This window comes from Streptomyces sp. 12E (assembly GCF_055633275.1).
This window is the reverse complement of the sequence record NZ_JBVNCJ010000001.1, coordinates 4386130-4400026: the sequence shown is the minus strand read 5'-3', so window position 1 is coordinate 4400026 and position 13897 is coordinate 4386130. Positions and strand designations below refer to the sequence as shown.

At 70.8% G+C, this 13897-nt stretch carries 11 protein-coding genes; 6 read left to right on the top strand and 5 right to left on the bottom strand.

Annotated features, from left to right (window positions below):
- The first annotated feature begins 7 nt into the window (after window positions 1-7).
- Window positions 8-202: a DUF397 domain-containing protein gene (locus ACZ8ZB_RS20515; RefSeq protein WP_470741539.1), complete on the top strand. Its 195-nt coding sequence runs from the start codon at window positions 8-10 to the stop codon at window positions 200-202.
- Window positions 199-417 carry a DUF397 domain-containing protein gene (locus ACZ8ZB_RS20510; protein ID WP_470739121.1) on the top strand — a complete coding sequence of 73 codons (219 nt, stop codon included), beginning with the start codon at window positions 199-201 and terminating at the stop codon, window positions 415-417. The genes ACZ8ZB_RS20515 and ACZ8ZB_RS20510 overlap by 4 nt, the downstream gene beginning before the upstream one ends.
- On the opposite strand, the gene glmS is transcribed toward ACZ8ZB_RS20510, so the two are convergent.
- Both glmS and ACZ8ZB_RS20500 read right to left on the bottom strand, forming a co-directional pair.
- Window positions 378-2225, bottom strand: coding sequence for a glutamine--fructose-6-phosphate transaminase (isomerizing) (glmS, locus tag ACZ8ZB_RS20505; protein WP_470739120.1), 1848 nt, complete (start codon window positions 2223-2225; stop codon window positions 378-380). The genes ACZ8ZB_RS20510 and glmS overlap by 40 nt on opposite strands.
- 107 nt (window positions 2226-2332) lie before the next feature.
- The gene (locus tag ACZ8ZB_RS20500; RefSeq protein ID WP_470739119.1) at window positions 2333-3121 is read right to left on the bottom strand and encodes a hypothetical protein; all 789 of its coding nucleotides are present in this window, start codon (window positions 3119-3121) and stop codon (window positions 2333-2335) included.
- A 214-nt stretch (window positions 3122-3335) separates the two neighbouring features.
- Between ACZ8ZB_RS20500 and coaA the strand changes: the two genes are divergently transcribed.
- The 4 genes from coaA to ACZ8ZB_RS20480 all read left to right on the top strand — a co-directional run bounded on the left by coaA (window position 3336) and on the right by ACZ8ZB_RS20480 (window position 10983).
- Complete coding sequence (gene coaA / locus ACZ8ZB_RS20495; RefSeq protein WP_470739118.1) at window positions 3336-4325, top strand: type I pantothenate kinase; 990 nt, start codon at window positions 3336-3338, stop codon at window positions 4323-4325.
- Between the two features lie 16 nt (window positions 4326-4341).
- A complete protein-coding gene (locus ACZ8ZB_RS20490; protein WP_470739117.1) occupies window positions 4342-5289 on the top strand; it encodes a DUF389 domain-containing protein in 948 nt (315 codons plus the stop codon).
- A 697-nt stretch (window positions 5290-5986) separates the two neighbouring features.
- Window positions 5987-10243 carry an RICIN domain-containing protein gene (locus ACZ8ZB_RS20485; protein ID WP_470741538.1) on the top strand — a complete coding sequence of 1419 codons (4257 nt, stop codon included), beginning with the start codon at window positions 5987-5989 and terminating at the stop codon, window positions 10241-10243.
- Window positions 10240-10983, top strand: a complete 744-nt coding sequence (locus ACZ8ZB_RS20480; RefSeq protein ID WP_470739116.1) for a hypothetical protein — start codon at window positions 10240-10242, stop codon at window positions 10981-10983. The genes ACZ8ZB_RS20485 and ACZ8ZB_RS20480 overlap by 4 nt, the downstream gene beginning before the upstream one ends.
- 79 nt (window positions 10984-11062) lie before the next feature.
- Here ACZ8ZB_RS20480 and glmM read toward each other — a convergent pair whose 3' ends face one another.
- From glmM to rplM, 3 genes are all read right to left on the bottom strand, one after another.
- Window positions 11063-12421, bottom strand: a complete 1359-nt coding sequence (glmM, locus tag ACZ8ZB_RS20475) for a phosphoglucosamine mutase (RefSeq protein WP_470739115.1) — start codon at window positions 12419-12421, stop codon at window positions 11063-11065.
- Window positions 12422-12716: 295 nt separating this feature from the next.
- Window positions 12717-13229 carry a 30S ribosomal protein S9 gene (rpsI, locus tag ACZ8ZB_RS20470; protein WP_030831638.1) on the bottom strand — a complete coding sequence of 171 codons (513 nt, stop codon included), beginning with the start codon at window positions 13227-13229 and terminating at the stop codon, window positions 12717-12719.
- 42 nt (window positions 13230-13271) lie between these two features.
- On the bottom strand, window positions 13272-13715 hold the full coding sequence (rplM, locus tag ACZ8ZB_RS20465) for a 50S ribosomal protein L13 (protein WP_004927173.1): 444 nt from the start codon (window positions 13713-13715) through the stop codon (window positions 13272-13274).
- Window positions 13716-13897: the final 182 nt, after the last annotated feature.

Genomic DNA, 13897 nt, shown 5'->3' with positions numbered 1-13897 from the left:
GGAGACCATGGACAACTGGCGCAAGTCCTCCTACTCAGGCCCCGACGACGGCAACGAGTGCGTCGAGATCGCGCACACCGCCACTCACGTGGGCGTACGCGACTCGAAGACCCCGGCCAAGGCGACCCTCACCTTCCCTGCCGAAGCCTTCACCACCTTCGTGGAAGCGCTGAAGACTCACTCCCCGGGGAAGTCAACATGACCGCGCCCGGCCGCTGGAGGAAGTCGTCCTACTCGGGCCCGGGCGACGGCAACGAGTGCGTCGAAGGTGGGACCCGCCCCACCCACACAGCAATCCGCGACTCGAAAACCCCGGCCAGGGCAAACCTCACCTTCCCGGCCGGAGCCTTCTCCGCGTTCCTCGACGGCGTGAAGGGCTACTCCACCGTCACCGACTTCGCCAGGTTCCGCGGCTGATCCACCTCGTTCCCCCGCGCCGTCGCCAGCTCGCAGGCGAACACCTGCAGCGGCACCGTCGCCACCAGGGGCTGGAGCAGCGTCGGGGTGGCCGGGACGCGGATCAGGTGGTCCGCGTACGGCGCGACCGCCTCGTCCCCCTCCTCCGCGACGACGATCGTCCGCGCACCGCGCGCCCGGATCTCCTGGATGTTGGAGACGATCTTGTCGTGGAGGACGGACCGCCCGCGCGGTGACGGGACGACCACGACCACCGGCACGTCGTCCTCGATTAGCGCGATCGGCCCGTGCTTCAGCTCGCCCGCCGCGAAGCCCTCCGCGTGCATGTACGCGAGCTCCTTCAGCTTCAGCGCGCCCTCCAGCGCCACCGGGTAGCCCACGTGCCGGCCCAGGAACAGCACCGTGTCCTTCCCCGCCAGCGACCGGGCCAGCTCCCGTACCGGCTCCATCGTGTCCAGGACGCGTTCGACCGCGCCGGGGATCGACGACAGGTCCCGCACCACCGCGCGGATCTCGTCCGCCCACTTGGTGCCCCGCACCTGGCCCAGGTACAGCGCGACCAGGTAGCAGGCGACCAACTGGGTCAGGAACGCCTTGGTCGAGGCGACCGCGACCTCCGGGCCGGCGTGCGTGTACAGCACGGCGTCGGACTCGCGCGGGATCGTGGAGCCGTTGGTGTTGCAGATCGCCAGCACGTGCGAGCCCTGCTCGCGGGCGTGGCGCAGCGCCATCAGCGTGTCCATGGTCTCGCCGGACTGGGAGACGGCGATGACGAGGGTCTGCTGGTCGAGGATCGGGTCCCGGTAGCGGAACTCGCTCGCCAGTTCCACCTCGCAGGGGATCCGGGTCCAGTGCTCGATGGCGTACTTGGCGATCAGCCCGGCGTGGAAGGCCGTGCCGCAGGCGATGATGACGACCTTGTCGATCTCGCGCAGGACGTTCGCCGGGATGCGCACCTCGTCCAGGGTGAGCGAGCCCGCCCCGTCGATGCGGCCCAGCAGGGTGTCGGCGACCGCCTTCGGCTGCTCGGCGATCTCCTTGAGCATGAAGGAGGCGTAGCCGCCCTTCTCGGCGGCGGAGGTGTCCCAGTCGACGTGGTACTCGCGGACGTCGGCGGCGCGGCCGTCGAAGTCGGTGACCGTCACCGCGTCCCGGCGCAGCTCGACCACCTGGTCCTGTCCCAGCTCGACGGCGTCACGGGTGTGCGCGATGAACGCGGCCACGTCCGAGGCGAGGAAGGCCTCGCCGGCCCCCAGACCCACCACCAGCGGGGAGTTCCGCCGCGCGCCCACCACCACGTCCGGCTCGTCCGCGTGCACGGCGACCAGGGTGAACGCGCCCTCCAGGCGCCGGCAGACCAGTCGCATCGCCTCCGCGAGGTCGGCGCAGCCGGAGAACTCCTCGGCGAGCAGGTGCGCGACCACCTCGGTGTCCGTCTCGGAGGCGAGGTCGTGGCCGCGCTCGGTCAACTCCGCGCGCAGGGCGGCGAAGTTCTCGATGATGCCGTTGTGGACGACGGCGACCCGGCCCGCGTTGTCGAGGTGCGGGTGCGCGTTGGCGTCCGTCGGACCGCCGTGGGTGGCCCAGCGGGTGTGCCCGATGCCGGTGGTCCCGGTCGGCAGCGGCCGCTCGGCCAGCTCCTTCTCGAGGTTGACGAGTTTCCCGGCCCGTTTGGCGGTGGCCAGACCGCCGTCCGCCAGCACGGCGACGCCCGCCGAGTCGTACCCCCGGTACTCCAGCCGCTTCAGCCCGGCCGTCACGACGCTCAGCGCCGACTGCGGCCCCACGTATCCCACGATTCCGCACATGCTCGGCAGCCTACGGTCCGACGGCCGCCGGGAAGGGCCTTCGCCTGCCCGGAAACGGAAATTCCCACCGGTGCGCGAAGCACCGGTGGGAACGGAACGCGGGTGCGTCAGGCCAGCTTGCCGAGCTGCGCGTCAAAGACCGCCGTCGGGAAGTCGAAGTCCTCGCCGGTGGCGGCGGAGGCGAAGTTGGTGACGGTGAAGGAGGCGACGGTGGCGCCCTTGCGGGCGACGACCAGCTTCATGGGCGCCTTCACGCCCTCCTCCGCGGCCAGGAACGCCGTGACCGCGACCGCCTCGTCGGCGCCGCCGGGCGCCTCGGTCTTCTCGACCGACACGATCTCGAGCGCCTCGCCCATGGCGTCGTAGGCGTAGCCTCCGGCGCACTTGCCGGCGGCGGCGTCCACGTCCTTGACGACCTGCTCGGCGCCGCCGTCCTCGTAGGAGGCGAGCGTGACGACCATCTTCTCCGCGTCGAGGCCGGCGAGCAGGGCCTCCTCGGGGCTGACGTCCCCGGCCGGCTTCTGCTGGTCAGCCGTCCAGGACCGCTTCACCGTGGCCGCCGGCGTGCCCGCGGGCACGCTCATCTGCAGCTGGGCGAGCGACTGGCAGGCCGCGTCCTTCGACTTCACCTTGTCGGCGGTGGCGTCCTCCGCGGCGGGCACCTCCTCCACCTTGCCGTCCTTGACGTCCGCCTGCGCCAGCACGGCCTTCTCCAGCTCGGCGGCGGTGAGCGCCTTGGCCGCCGGCGCGGCGGAGGCGGAGGCGGTCGAGTCGCCCTTGCCCTTGCCGTCGTCGGCCTTGTCCTCGTCGCCGGAGCCACCGCAGGCGGTGACGAGCAGGGCGAGCGCGGCGGCGGAGGCGGCGAGCGCGGTACGGCGGACGGCGGTGGTTCTCACGGGTGGGAACTCTTTCTCGAAGGCGCGGAGGACTCCGCAACGTAGTGCGCGTCATTCAAGCGGATCCCGCACACAGCCGCCGCACAGATGATCATCAGACCATCACCCGGTATGTGACCGTGACCACCGCGTGATCTCGGAAGGCGTCAAAAGCGGCGGGGCGGCGTGACACACCCCACCTGCCACCCCGTTCGAACTCCGTTAACAATGGACTGTGATCTCTCCGGTCTCCCCGATACCCCGGAGCGCCCACCGGCAGCGGCCGGAGGCGACTCCCTACATGGACCTCACCCGCGCCGAGTGGAGCGCGCTGCGCGACAAGACTCCGCTGCCCCTGTCGGCGGCGGAGGTCGAACGGCTGCGCGGCCTCGGTGACGTCATCGACCTCGACGAGGTGCGGGACATCTACCTGCCGCTGTCCCGGCTGCTCAATCTCTACGTCGGCGCCACCGACGGACTGCGGGGCGCCCTGAACACGTTCCTCGGCGAGCAGGGCTCCCAGTCGGGCACGCCCTTCGTCATAGGGGTCGCCGGTTCCGTGGCCGTCGGCAAGTCCACGGTGGCCCGGCTGCTGCGCGCGCTGCTGTCCCGCTGGCCCGAGCACCCGCGCGTGGAACTGGTGACGACGGACGGGTTCCTGCTGCCGACGAAGGAGCTCCAGGAGCGGGGCCTGATGTCGCGGAAGGGTTTCCCCGAGTCGTACGACCGCCGCGCGCTGACCCGTTTCGTCGCCGACGTCAAGGCGGGCAAGGGGGAGGTCTCCGCCCCCGTCTACTCCCACCTGATCTACGACATCGTCCCGGGCGAGAAGCTCACCGTGCGCCGCCCGGACATCCTGATCGTCGAGGGCCTCAACGTCCTCCAGCCCGCGCTGCCCGGCCAGGACGGCCGCACGCGCGTGGGCCTCGCCGACTACTTCGACTTCAGCGTGTACGTGGACGCCCGCACGGAGGACATCGAGCGCTGGTACCTCAACCGCTTCAAGCGGCTGCGCGAGACCGCGTTCCAGGACCCGTCGTCGTACTTCCGCAGGTACACCCAGGTCTCCGAGGAGGAGGCCCTCGACTACGCCCGCACGATGTGGCGCACCGTCAACAGGCCGAACCTCGTGGAGAACATCGCCCCGACCAGGGGCCGGGCCACCCTGGTCCTGCGCAAGGGCCCCGACCACAAGGTCCAGCGCCTGAGCCTGCGCAAGCTCTGACCGCTACCCTGCCGCCATGCTGCACCTGCGCCTGATCACACCGGTCGGGAAGACCGATGACGTGGTCCGTCTGATCGAGGGGACGATCGGCACCGCGCACCTGTGCGTGCTGCCGGGCGCCGCCCGCGATCCCGCCGGGGACGTGGTGATGTGCGACGTGGCGCGGGAGGCCGGTGACGACCTGATCGGCGGGCTGCAGCGGCTGGGACTGGACACGAGCGGTTCCATCGCCGTGGAGGACATCGGCCTGTCGCTGTCGAAGCGGGCCGAGGAGGCGGAGAAGGACGCGCCGGGGGAGAGCGCGGACGCGGTGCTGTGGGAGCACCTGACCGAGGCCACCCACGAGGAGTCGACGCTCTCGGTCACCTATCTCGCGTTCCTCACGCTGGCCACCATGATCGCGGCGTGCGGTGTGGTGCTGGACAACGCGATCCTGATCGTGGGCGCGATGGCGGTGGGGCCGGAGTTCGGGCCGCTGGCCGGCATCTCCACCGCGGCCGTGCAGCGCCGGCCCCGTCTCGCACTGCGCTCGGTGACCGCCCTGCTGGTGGGCTTCGCGGTGGCGATGGCGGTGACGGTGGGGTTCAGCCTCTTCATGGACGCGGTCGGGCTGTTCACCCAGGAGCAGCTGAAGGGCGAGAGGCCGCAGACCGGCTTCGTGTACGCCCCCGACTGGTTCTCGTTCGTGGTGGCGGTCCTGGCGGGCGCGGCCGGCACGCTCTCGCTGACGTCCGCCAAGTCCGGCGCCCTGGTCGGCGTCGCCATCTCGGTGACGACGGTCCCGGCCGCCGCGAACGCCGCGGTGGCGCTGAGCTACGGCGACACGGTCCAGACCTGGGGCTCCACCGAACAACTCCTGCTCAACCTGCTCGGCATCATTCTGGCGGGCGTCCTCACCCTGCTGACGCAGAAGTACTTCTGGGCCGGACAGCACCGACGGCTGCGCAGGCGCGCCGGGAGCTGACCGGCCGCCGACTCCGGCGCCCTCCCGCGTCCGCTCCGACACCCGTCGGTAATCGGCCAACTTCGATCAGGGAATCACCATTTCCCCCACCGTGTGAACACCAAAGGTTCACAAACGCCCCTTGCGATGTGCGGGAAGAGCGAACCGGGACGGCTACCGGCCAGTAGTAAAAATCGAGCCAGCCCGCCTCCGGCACGGGAACCGGACCCCTTCCCAGCGCCTGAGGTTCTACCTAGTGTTGCGCCCCGCGTGACCGGACCTGACCAGTCCGTTCCCGCACATCCATCGCGACCGGGGGAACAGCGCCGCCACGGGGAGGGGCGCGTCGCATGCCGCACCATCCGCCATCCGTGCATCCCGTACCGGACGGACACCGCCGTTCCTGACGCCGCGGGAGCCGAGGTGTCCTCATCGACTCCTCGCGCCCGCCGGCGCCTCCCGGTCGCCTCCCTCCAGTTCAGAAGGGGATGCACACGTGCGTTCCAGACCACCGTGGTCCGTCGGGCACGGACCACGCCGATCAAGACTCCTCACCGGACTCCTTCCCCTCTCCCTCAGCCTCGCGGTCGTCGCGGGCCTCGCCGCCCAGCCGCAGCCGCTCGACCGGACCACCGGGGACGACGCCGTCCCCGCGGGTGCCTCCGCCGGCTGGAACGAGGACACGGCCGCCGAACAGCTGCGGCAGGACCAGTGCCTGATGTCGGACGTGCTGCGGCTGGGCGGACCCGCCATGGCCGCCGTCGCGCAGAACGGCCTCAACCAGCCACCGGACAAGCTGCGCGAGCTGGCCGACCGCGACTACTGGGAGGACACGCCCCTCGCCGCCGCATACACCAAGGACCGGGACGCCGCGGACAAGGAACTGGACGCGCTCAACAGCCGCCGGGACGCCTGGGCGGCGCCCCTCGACGGGCTGGAGACACCCGGTGGCTTCACCGTCACCGGGTTTCACTGGCCGCCCGGATCGCCCGGCGACGACGAGGAGGACTTCTACTCCCAGACCGGCCTGACCCAGTGGGTCGCCGACCGGTTCTGGAAGAGCGAGGGCGACTTCTACGAGGACCCCACTCCCCCGGCCGACGAGCAGACCGTCAAGGCCGTCAAGGACCTGGGCACCCCCCTGTACACGAAGGACCCCGATCCGCACTCCCCCGACTGGAACCGGGACCTCGCCGAGCGGGACGCCTTCGAGCACCTGACGGACTGGTCGCTGGAGCCGACCGGCGCGGACGACGCCCGCATCTTCCTCGCCTCCGGCGGGTTCCCGCGCACGGCCCCGAGTCCGGGGTCCGCCGAGCACCGCATCGCGGTCGAGGACCTGAAGACCCGGTTCGCTTCCTGCGCCTGGCGGGACCCGATCGACCCGAGCGAGGTGCTGGGCGGGATCGCCGGCACCGCCGCCACCGAGTGGCAGGAGGAGATCGCCGCCCAGGCCGGGCAGCGCGACCTGATCCTCGACGCCAACGAGGAAGCCACCAAGGCGCTCGCCGCCGGCGCGAAGTCCCTCGGTGAGATGCTCGGCAACTCGTGGGTCGCCGACCACCTCGTCCAGTGGCAGGACTACTGGTCCGCCGGCGGGGTGGGCTGGATCGGCGACAGCCACGTGACGATCGAGGTGCCGGGCGCGAAGGGCAGCTGCCTGGACGTCGCCGGCGGTGCCAAGACCAACGGCACCCCCGTCCAGATCTACACCTGCAACGGCGGCGCGGCCCAGCAGTGGACGCTCGAGGGCAGTGAGAACGACCTGCACCTGCGCAACGTCGGCTCGCAGAAGTGCCTGGACGTGGCCGGGAACGCCTCGGCGAACGGCACGAAGATCCAGATCTCGGACTGCTACAAGTCCAAGGGACAGTCGTGGAAGGGCGACGTCCGCGCCACCGCGCCCCTGAAGAGCGTGACCACCGGCAAGTGCCTGGACCTGAGCGCGTTCACCAAGAGCACGGACGCGCGGCTGTGGGACTGCAAGGACGCCTCCTCGCAGAAGTTCCTGATCAAGCCGTCCGGCCACCAGGGCACCGACAGCCTGTCCTACCCGGACACGGCCCAGTTCAACAAGGCGAAGACGGGCGTCGCCGCCGCGCAGACGAAGGCGGCGAAGGAACTCGCCCTCCTCAAGGTGCAGGCCGGCCTGGCACAGAAGGCCGTGACCACCACCGACACCGCGGAGAAGGCGGCGTACGCCATCGCGGACGAGCGCGGTGCGCCGCGTGGCCGCGGTCTGCTGGTCGGCCAGCAGAAGGCGCAGGTCACCAAGGGCGCCGCGGCGGCACTGGAGGCGATGGTGAAGGCCGGCGAGACGGCTGCCGCCGCCACCCGCGCCTCCGCCGGCGACAGCGCGACCATCGCCCAGCGGGCGCTGGCCCAGGCCGCCCAGTCCAAGGCGGAGTTCCGCAGGGAGGCCGCCCACGCCGCCGAGCTGCAGGCGAAGGCCTCCGCCGACGCCGCCAAGGTGCACCGGGACAACGCCAAGAAGGACAAGGAGACCGCCGAGGCCAAGCTCACCGAGGCCCTGAAGGCCGAGGGCGAGGCCAAGACGGCCGCCGCCGAGGCCCGCGCCGAGCGCCTGGCCGCCGAGGCCGAGGAGAAGACGGCCGAGGCGGAGAAGAAGACGGCCGCCGCCAAGCAGGCCGAGGCGGCCGAGCACCGGAAAACCGCCGAGACCGAGGCGACGAAGGCCAAGGACGCCAAGGACAAGGCCGAGGCGGCCGAGAGCACGGCGTCCGACAAGCGTGACGCCGCGGTCAAGGCCAAGGACAAGGCCCGCGACCTGCGCGACGACGCCTGGGACGCCGAGCAGAAGGCCGACGCCGCACGCGCCAAGGCCGACGCGAAGGAGGCGTACGCCCAGGCGCACGAGTCCGACAGCAACGCCCAGGAGGCGAGGGCCGCGGCCGACGCGGCCGCCGGACACGCCGACGACGCCGAGGCCGCCGCGGTGAAGGCCCGCTCCGCGGCCGACGCCGCGACGAAGGCGGCCGCCGACGCGGACGCCGCCGCGACCCGCGCCGAGGCCGCCGCCAAGCGGGCCCGCGCGCACGCGGACAACGCCCAGGCGGCGAAGCTGAAGGCCGACGCGGCCCTGAAGACCGCGACCAGCGCGGCGGCGGACGCCATCAAGGCGGCGAAGCACGCCGCCTCCGAGGCCAAGGCGGCCGTCGCACTGGCCGACGAGGCGGAACAGGAGGCCAAGACCGCCAGGACCCACGCGAACGAGGCGAGCAAGGAGGCCGCCAAGGCCCTCGCCGCGTCGGCGAAGGCGACGGGCTTCGCCCACGTCACCGCCCAGGCCGCGGTGGACGCCGGCAACTCCGCCGCGCAGGTCGCCAAGCCCGCCAACGACGCGATCCAGCTCGGCTCCCCCTACGTCGACACCGACTCGGCCGCCGGCCTGGTGGTGCTGACGGGCCAGGCGTCGAAGTCGATCGCCGAGCAGCAGAAGGCCGTCGCCGAGGCCCACGCCAAGAACGCGCAGGCCGAGGCCTCCGCCGCCAAGAACCTCGCCGACCAGGCGAAGGGCGACGCGAAGCAGGCCTACGTCCACGCCGCGAACGCCGCCGGCCACGCCGCCGACGCCCGCGGCTACGCCAAGGAGGCCCTCGGCTACGCCGCCGACGCCGCCACCGCCGCGTCCAAGGCCGCCGCCTCACTGGCCCGCACGGCCGAGTACGACCGTCAGGCCACCGAGGACGCGGAGGCCGCCGACAAGGCCGCGGGCCGAGCCGAGGGTCACGCCAAGGCCGCCCGCGACTCCGCCGACGAGGCCGCGCTCGACGCGGAGGCCGCTCGCACGGCCGCCACGGAGGCCGAGGAGGCCGCCAGGGACGCCCGGTCGGCCGCCGACCGCGCGGACGCCGCCGCCACCGAGGCGGAGGAGGCCGCGAAGGACGCCCTGAAGTACGCGGAGGAGGCCCAGGAGGCGGCGGAGTCCGCCGAGCGCAAGCAGGCCAACCAGCAGGTCTCGTCGGGCGCCGGCACGGGCATCGGCGGCACGTTCTACGTCGTCGACAAGGTCACCGAGGCTGGACCGGCCAAGCAGCTCAACGACTGCGTCTACACGCTCCAGGGCTGCACGGTCACCTACGAGCTGCACCTCGACATCACGGTCAGCTACTACTACTGCCTGAACCCCGACGTCCCCGCGACCGAGAGCGGCTGTCCGAAGCAGGACACGCAGTACCTCGGTACGGAGACGCTGAAGGATCAGACCAACAACTGGACCCACCACTTCACCTTCGAGGAAATCACCAGGATCGGCTGGCAGAACCTCTTCGGGGAGACGGTCGGAGCGGTCCTGTACGAGCTGGTGCTGGGTGAGGCCTTCCAGTGCTACCACGGCGACAAGTCCAGCTGTGCCTGGGCCGCCACGATCCTCGTACCGCCGTCGGTCGCCACCAAGCTCGCCGAGGCCGTCAAGCTCGCCACGCGGGCCGAGAAGGCCGTCAAGACCGGTGAGGACGCCGCGCAGGTGCTCAAGGACCTGAAGAAGATCTACGGGGAGAAGGGAGCCGCCCAGGTCGGCGACGCCACGAGCGCGGCAGGGATGGGGCTGCGCATCGCACTCGGCGTGGCGGAACGGGCCAAGATCCACCGTGGCACCCTCGATCCGAAGCTCCTGGACAAGCTCAAGGACGCCGGTGTGAAGTTCAACCAGGCGGACACGATCTGGGTGGCCCAGTACGCCAAACCCGGTGTGCCCCTCGCCTGGCTTGAGAAGGGAAACGTCAATGCGGGCCTGACCCACATCATCTTCCGTCACGCGGGAGAATTCGCGGACGCGGGGGTCCGGGTGGACGACATCCCCGCCCTCGTGAAGACCGCCCTGACGGAAGGCACGAGAGTCGGCACCCAGGGGGCCGGAAGGCCGATCTTCGAGGTCGTCTTCCAGGGCAAGACCCAGCGCGTGGCCGTCAGTGTGGGTGACAACGGATACGTGATCGGAGCGAACATCGCATGACCCTCGAAGAACCGCGGCACGTACTCGTGCACGCCCGGGGCGAGCCGTCTCCGTTGTACGAGCCGCAGGACGACGGTGTCCACGACGACCTCGGTGCCTTCATCCGTGAGGTCTCGTTGGACGACGGCCGGCTGGGCCTGCCCGGGGACTTGGCCGACACACTGCGCTCCTGGTCGCTGTCCCGTCCGACAGGGGGCTTCATCTCCCGGCCGGACCTGCGTAAGCACGCCGAGCAGGGCCTGGTGATCGCTCGGCGTCTGGCTCGGTATCTCGGACCGTCGTGGGCGGTGCGTTACCGGGACGAGCGTCACCGGACAGCGACATGGGTGTGCTGGGGCTGTGACCGCCTGCACTGGGAACGCGACGACCACGACGCGCCACCGCATCCCGTCCGCATCACGGTCGAGGGCGAGTACAAGTTCGGTCCGCTCCGCTCGGACGGCTTCGGTGACTTCTTTCCCGACGATCCCGCCGCGGCCCTGGACCTGTCCGACGAACTCGTCTCCTCGCTCCGCACCTGGGCGGACGAGATCGACACCACCCTGAACCTGGACCTGCGGGACCGGGAAGAGGGGAAGTACGACACCGTGTGGCAGCGGTTGTTCCACCAGGGGATGGAGCTGGCCCAACAGGTCGCGCACGAACTCGGCCCCGCCCGGACCGTGACCTACAAGGGCTTGGCCCACGGAGGTCTCGCCGCGATGACGTCGGTCACCTGGCAAGGGGACCGGCAGATCTAGTCACGGGACGAAACCGGCCCGGTGGAACGGGAGATCACCTGCCCCGCTCCACCGGGCCGAGTCGGAACACTCTGCGCGCCTACCCCAGCGCCGACTTCACCACGTCCGCCAGGCGGCTCGCCACCGAGCGGGCCTGGTCGAGGTCCGCGGCCTCGACCATGACGCGGACCAGCGGTTCCGTGCCCGAGGGGCGCAGGAGCACGCGGCCCGTCTCCCCCAGCTCGCGCTCGGCCTCGGTGACGGCCGCGGCGAGTTCCGCGGAGGTCCTCACGCGGGACTTGTCCACGTCCGGGACGTTGACCAGGACCTGCGGGAGGCGCTCCATCACCGAGGCCAGGTCCCGCAGCGTACGGCCGGTCCCGGCGACCCGCGCCGCGAGCAGCAGGCCGGTGAGCGTGCCGTCGCCGGTCGTCGCGTGGTCGAGGACGATGACGTGGCCGGACTGCTCGCCGCCGAGGGCGTAGCCCTTCTCCTTCATCTCCTCCAGCACGTAGCGGTCGCCGACCGCGGTCTGCACGAGCCGGATGCCCTCGCGCTCCATGGCGAGCTTGAAGCCGAGGTTGGACATCACGGTCGCGACGACGGTGTCGGAGCGCAGTGCGGAACGCTCCCGCATCGCCAGCGCGAGCACGGCGAGGATCTGGTCGCCGTCGACCTCCTCGCCGGTGTGGTCCACGGCCAGGCACCGGTCGGCGTCGCCGTCGTGCGCGATGCCCAGCGCGGCCCCGTGCTCGACGACCGCGGCCTTCAGCCGGTCGAGGTGGGTCGAGCCGCAGCCGTCGTTGATGTTGAGCCCGTCCGGGTCGGCGCCGATGGTGACGACCTCGGCCCCGGCCCGGGTGAACGCCTCCGGGGAGACCTTCGCGGCGGCGCCGTGCGCCTCGTCGAGGACGATCCTCAGACCGTCCAGCCGGTTCGGGAGGGCGCCGACGAGGTGGGCGACGTAACGGTCGAACCCCTCCTCGTAGTCGCGCACGCGGCCGACGCCGGCGCCGGTCGGGCGGTCCCAGGGGGCCCCGGTGCGGTGCTCCTCGTACACGGACTCGATCCGGTCCTCCAGCTCGTCGGCGAGCTTGTGACCACCGCGGGCGAAGAACTTGATGCCGTTGTCCGGCATGGCGTTGTGGCTCGCGGAGAGCATGACGCCGAGGTCGGCGCCGAGCGCGCCGGTGAGGTGCGCCACCGCCGGCGTCGGCAGCACGCCGACCCGCAGCACGTCCACGCCCGCGCTGGCGAGGCCCGCGACGACGGCGGCCTCCAGGAACTCCCCGGAGGCGCGTGGGTCACGTCCGACCACGGCGGTGGGCCGGTGTCCCTCGAACGTGCCCGCCTCGGCCAGTACGTGTGCGGCGGCGACGGACAGGCCGAGCGTCATCTCCGCCGTCAGGTCCGCGTTGGCGACACCGCGCACGCCGTCCGTGCCGAAGAGTCGTCCCACTTGTCCTCCTGAGGGTGCGTCAGTATCGAAAGCCGAGGCCGTGCCGGGGCGCCGGACCCGTCCGCGCGGTCGACGGTCGTGCCGCTGACGGTACTGGTGACGTGTTCGACGGTCGGGACGCGAGTGCGGCTCCGCATCCGCGGACACGCGCCACAGCGACGATGTCCGACCATTCGATCACATTAGCCTTTGAGCGCCTTGTGCCGTTATACGCCCACAGCAGTGAATAGACGAACGCCCCGACAGCACTGTGGCGTGCCGCCGGGGCGTTCGGAGTACGCGCGAGCGCCTGGATTTAGCGCTTGCTGTACTGCGGGGCCTTACGGGCCTTCTTCAGACCGGCCTTCTTGCGCTCGACCGCACGGTCGTCGCGCTTGAGGAAGCCGGCCTTCTTCAGCGGGCCGCGGTTGTTGTCGACGTCCGCCTCGTTCAGCGCACGGGCGACACCGAGACGGAGCGCACCGGCCTGACCGGAGACACCGCCACCCGCGATGCGGGCGATGACGTCGTAGCGGCCTTCGAGCTCGAGCACCTTGAAGGGCTCGTTGACTTCCTGCTGGTGCACCTTGTTCGGGAAGTAGTCCTCGAGGGTGCGACCGTTGATCTTCCACTTTCCGGAGCCCGGGACGATCCGGACGCGGGCGATGGCGTTCTTGCGACGGCCCAGGCCGGCGGCCGGCTGGGGCTCGCCGAAGCGGGAGGCCATGGACTCCGAGGTGTACTCGCCCTCGACGGGCACCTCGGACTCGGTGGTGTAGCTGTCGATGTCAAGCTCTTCGAGCGGCTGCTCGGCAGTGGTCTCGGCCACGATTCTCCTCAGATTCTGTTCAGTCTTAGGGGGTGGCCGGACTTACTGCGCGACCTGGGTGATCTCGAACGGCACCGGCTGCTGGGCAGCGTGCGGGTGCTGGTCGCCCGAGTAGACCTTCAGCTTCGAGAGCATCTGACGGCCCAGGGTGTTCTTGGGGAGCATGCCCTTGACGGCCTTCTCGATGGCCTTCTCGGGGTTCTTGTCGAGCAGCTCGTCGTAACGGACGGAGCGCAGACCACCCGGGTAGCCCGAGTGGCGGTACGCCATCTTCTGGGTCCGCTTGTTGCCGGAGAGGTGCACCTTGTCCGCGTTGATGATGATGACGAAGTCACCGGTGTCGACGTGGGGCGCGTAGATCGGCTTGTGCTTGCCGCGCAGGATGGAGGCCGCAGTGGAGGCCAGACGACCCAGGACGACGTCCTGAGCGTCGATGACGTGCCACTGGCGCGTCACATCGCCGGGCTTGGGGCTGTACGTACGCACGGTTCGTAGCCTTCGCTTCTTCAGTGAATGAGTCCTGACAAGGTCACCGAAGACGATCACGACAGCCCTGACCGCACAGCGGTGACGCAAACCGCGTGCTGGTCGCTGGTCATCGGCCCGGTGGACCGGTGTAAGGGCCCCTCACGTGAGAATGAGTAAGCCACTACACACAACGAAAATGC

Coding starts and splice junctions, on each gene's coding strand:
- ACZ8ZB_RS20515 (WP_470741539.1), top strand. CDS start 8: ATGGACAACTGGCGCAAGTCCTCCTACTCAGGCCCCGACGACGGCAAC.
- ACZ8ZB_RS20510 (WP_470739121.1), top strand. CDS start 199: ATGACCGCGCCCGGCCGCTGGAGGAAGTCGTCCTACTCGGGCCCGGGC.
- glmS (WP_470739120.1), bottom strand. CDS start 2,225: ATGTGCGGAATCGTGGGATACGTGGGGCCGCAGTCGGCGCTGAGCGTC.
- ACZ8ZB_RS20490 (WP_470739117.1), top strand. CDS start 4,342: ATGCTGCACCTGCGCCTGATCACACCGGTCGGGAAGACCGATGACGTG.
- ACZ8ZB_RS20485 (WP_470741538.1), top strand. CDS start 5,987: ATGTCGGACGTGCTGCGGCTGGGCGGACCCGCCATGGCCGCCGTCGCG.
- ACZ8ZB_RS20480 (WP_470739116.1), top strand. CDS start 10,240: ATGACCCTCGAAGAACCGCGGCACGTACTCGTGCACGCCCGGGGCGAG.